This window comes from Streptomyces sp. SID14478, assembly GCF_010548525.1.
Classification (GTDB): domain Bacteria; phylum Actinomycetota; class Actinomycetes; order Streptomycetales; family Streptomycetaceae; genus Streptomyces.
The window spans coordinates 1-3,778 of record NZ_JAAGMG010000308.1; the positions used below are offsets into that span (position 1 = coordinate 1).

At 70.9% G+C, this 3,778-nt stretch carries 2 protein-coding genes and 1 pseudogene; 2 read left to right on the top strand and 1 reads right to left on the bottom strand.

What is annotated here, in order from left to right:
- Nucleotides 1-681: pseudogene (locus G3I40_RS10475) on the bottom strand (PucR family transcriptional regulator); the annotation flags it as partial.
- Nucleotides 682-848: 167 nt separating this feature from the next.
- On the opposite strand from G3I40_RS10475, the gene G3I40_RS10480 reads away from it, so the two are divergent.
- Nucleotides 849-1,775, top strand: coding sequence for a proline dehydrogenase family protein (locus tag G3I40_RS10480; RefSeq protein WP_164301886.1), 927 nt, complete (start codon nt 849-851; stop codon nt 1,773-1,775).
- Nucleotides 1,776-1,851: 76 nt separating this feature from the next.
- Entirely contained in the window at nt 1,852-3,492 is a 1,641-nt protein-coding gene (gene pruA, locus G3I40_RS10485; protein WP_164301887.1) for an L-glutamate gamma-semialdehyde dehydrogenase, read from the top strand.
- The last annotated feature ends 286 nt before the right edge of the window (nt 3,493-3,778 follow it).

The window sequence follows — 3,778 nt, forward strand, 5'->3', positions numbered from 1 at the left end:
CAGGCACTGGCCCGTCACCCCCCACGGCACCGTGCACAGCGCGTCCGCCGCGGGCAGGGTGCGCACGGACGGCGCGTCGTCCGGGTCGGCCGACGGCCAGGGGGCCACGCACACCACGGTGTGCAGCCCGTCGGCGCGGCCGCCGAGCGCCGTGCGCAGCGCCGCCACCGCCATGTCCCGCTGCCAGCCGCGCTCCGCCGTCAGCACCGAGTGGAACTCGCGGGTCAGGTCGGCGCCCGCCTGCGCCTCGTCGGCGAGCTGCGCGCCGATCCGCCCGGCCACCTCCATCGCCGCGTCCAGCTGCTCCTGCGTGGGGCCCGGCTCGTCGTCGAGGAGCCATACGTAGCCGAGGACGATGCCCCTGTGGCGGACCGGGAGGCAGACGCGGCCGCGGTAGACGCCGGCCTCGGGGGTGGCCGGGATGCGGACCGGTTCCGTGGCGCGGGCGATGCCGAAGCCCTCGAACCAGGCGCGCACGGCGGAGGTGGAGCCGCGCGTGAGGATCGAGCGGGTGCGGACCGGGTCGAGGGCGGTCTCGTCGTACTCGTCGGCGCTGACCTGCTGACCGAACGCGATCAGCCGGAAATCGCGGTTCTCCAGCGTCGCGGGGGCGCCGAGCAGCGCCGAGATCTCGTCGACCAGTTCCTGGTAGTCGCCCTTCACCCCGCCATTCTCGCGCACCCCGGGCGCACCTTCATACAGATGTCTGAGGTGGCGGCCACAGATGCGTGACAGCTGTCGATGGCACAGGATCGGAGGGATCCTTAGATTTCACGGTGGTTCCCCGTGCCGTTCCCGCTTTGCGGTGCTTCGGCCTGTCCGCAACTCATGCTCCGTGGAGGTGCCCCGTGCTGGCTCCCCTGATCCTCGCCGCGTCGCGCAGCGACAAGATGCGCGCCTTCGTGTCGGCGGCGCCGGGCACCAAGCAGGTGGTCGACCGGTTCATCGCCGGCGAGAGCGTCGACGACGTCGTGCCGGTGATCGAGGACGCGGCCGCCAAGGGACTCGAGGTCACCCTGGACGTCGTCGGTGAGGACATCACCACCGTCGAGCAGTCCCACGCGGCGCGCGACGCCTACCTGGAGCTGATCGGCCGCCTCAAGGAGCTGGGCCTGGGCGCCCGCGCCGAGATGTCCGTGAAGCTGTCGATGTTCGGCCAGGCGCTCGAAGGCGGCCACGAGCTGGCCCTCGCCAACGTCCGCCCGGTCGTCATCGCCGCCGCCGCCATCGGCACCACGGTCACCCTGGACGCCGAGGACCACACCACCCTCGACTCGATGTTCGCCATCCACGAGGAGCTGCGGAAGGACTTCCCGCAGACCGGCTGCGTCATCCAGGCCTACCTCTTCCGTACCGAGGACGACGCCCGCCGCCTCGCCGCCGCCGGCAGCCGCGTACGCATCGTGAAGGGCGCCTACAAGGAGCCCGCCGAGGTCGCGTACCAGGACAAGGCCGAGGTCGACAAGGCGTACGTGCGCATCATGCGCATCCTCATGGAGGGTTCCGGGTACCCGATGATCGGGTCCCACGACCCGCGCCTGATCTCCATCGCCCAGGAGCTCGGCCGCCGCGCCGGGCGCAAGCTGGACGAGTACGAGTTCCAGATGCTGTACGGGATCCGCAGCGACGAGCACCTGCGGCTCACCGCCGAGGGCCACCGGATGCGTGTCTACACCGCGTACGGCACCGACTGGTACGGATACTTCATGCGCCGCCTCGCGGAGAAGCCGGCCAACCTGCTCTTCTTCGCCCGCTCGATCCTCACCAAGGGCTGAGCCTCCCTCTCGTAGGGCACCCACTTCGCTCAACCGAACCTCCCCGACCCCCCGAAGGAGATACGGACCCATGACGCTGGACGCCGTGACCCAGGTCCCCGCCCCGGTCAACGAGCCGGTGCACGGCTACGCCCCCGGTTCCCCGGAGCGTGCCCGCCTGGAGGCCAAGCTCAAGGAGCTGGCCGAGAACCCGATCGAGCTGACCTGCACCATCGGCGGCGAGCGGCGGATGGGTGGCGGCGAGCGCTTCGACGTCGTGCAGCCGCACAACCACAAGGCCGTCATCGGCACGTACGCCAACGCCACGGAGCAGGACGCCCAGGACGCGGTCGACGCCGCCCTGGCCGCCGCCCCCGCCTGGCGCGCGATGGCCTTCGACGACCGCGCCGCGATCATCCTGCGCGCCGCCGAGCTGCTCTCCACGACGTGGCGCGAGACCATGGCCGCCTCCACGATGCTCGGCCAGTCGAAGACCGCCCAGCAGGCCGAGATCGACACCCCGTGCGAGCTCGTCGACTTCTGGCGCTTCAACGTCCACTACGCCCGCAACCTGCTCGCCGAGCAGCCGCCGGCCAACTCCACCGGCGTGTGGAACCGCATGGACCACCGCCCGCTCGAGGGCTTCGTCTACGCGATCACGCCGTTCAACTTCACGGCCATCGCGGGCAACCTGCCCACCGCCCCCGCCCTCATGGGCAACGTCGTGGTGTGGAAGCCGTCCCCGACGCAGACGCACGCCGCCGTCCTGCTGCTCCAGCTCCTGGAGGAGGCCGGCCTGCCCAAGGGCGTCATCAACCTGGTGACCGGTGACGGCCTCGCCGTCTCCGAGGTGGCCCTGAACCACCGCGACCTGGCGGGCATCCACTTCACGGGCTCGACCAAGACCTTCCAGCACCTGTGGAAGACGGTCGGCAACAACATCGAGAAGTACCGCACGTACCCGCGCCTCGTCGGCGAGACGGGCGGCAAGGACTTCGTCGTCGCCCACCCGAGCGCCGACCGCGCCGTCCTCAAGACGGCGCTGACCCGCGGCTCCTTCGAGTACCAGGGCCAGAAGTGCTCCGCGTCCTCGCGCGCCTACATCCCGGCGTCCATCTGGAACGACGGGTTCAAGGAGGAGTTCGTCGCCGAGGTCGACGCCATCACCATGGGCGACGTCACCGACCTGTCGAACTTCATCGGCGCCGTCATCGACGACCGCTCCTTCGCCAAGAACAAGGCCGCGATCGACCGCGCCAAGGACGACGCGTCCTGCACGATCGTCGCGGGCGGCACGTACGACGACTCGACCGGCTACTTCGTGCGCCCGACCGTCATCGAGTGCACCGACCCGGCCAACGAGGTCTTCACGACCGAGTACTTCGGCCCGATCCTCGCCGTGCACGTGTACGACGACAGCTCGGCCGACCAGTACGACGCCATGCTGGAGCAGATGGAGTCGGCCTCGGACTACGCGCTCACGGGTTCGGTCATCGCCAACGACCGTGCCGCCGCCGCGCACACGATGGAGAAGCTGCGCTACGCCGCGGGCAACTTCTACATCAACGACAAGTCGACCGGCGCAGTCGTCGGCCAGCAGCCCTTCGGCGGCGGCCGCGCCTCCGGCACCTGCGACAAGGCCGGCGCCCCGCAGAACCTGACGCGCTGGACGCTGACCCGCGCCATCAAGGAGACGCTGGTCCCGCCGACGGACTACACGTACCCGCACATGGGCTGACCGCCCGACCGGCGAGCACCGCTCGCCCCCTGATCCCGCCCCCGGCCACGGGCCCCACCCCGGCCGGGGGCGGTGTTCTTTCCTGCCGGACGAAGGCCTCGCCCCGCGCTCACCGCCACCCCGACACGATCAGCGTGAGCCCCGCAGTGAAACCGCCGCCGAGCAGCACCAGATACGTGCCGTACCGGCGGCGCATCCGGTGCGCCAGGAAGCCGAAGGCGCCGAAGGCGAGGCCGACCGCGAGCGTGCGGCCGCCGCGGGCCCGGGCCGCCGCCGCGAGGAAGTC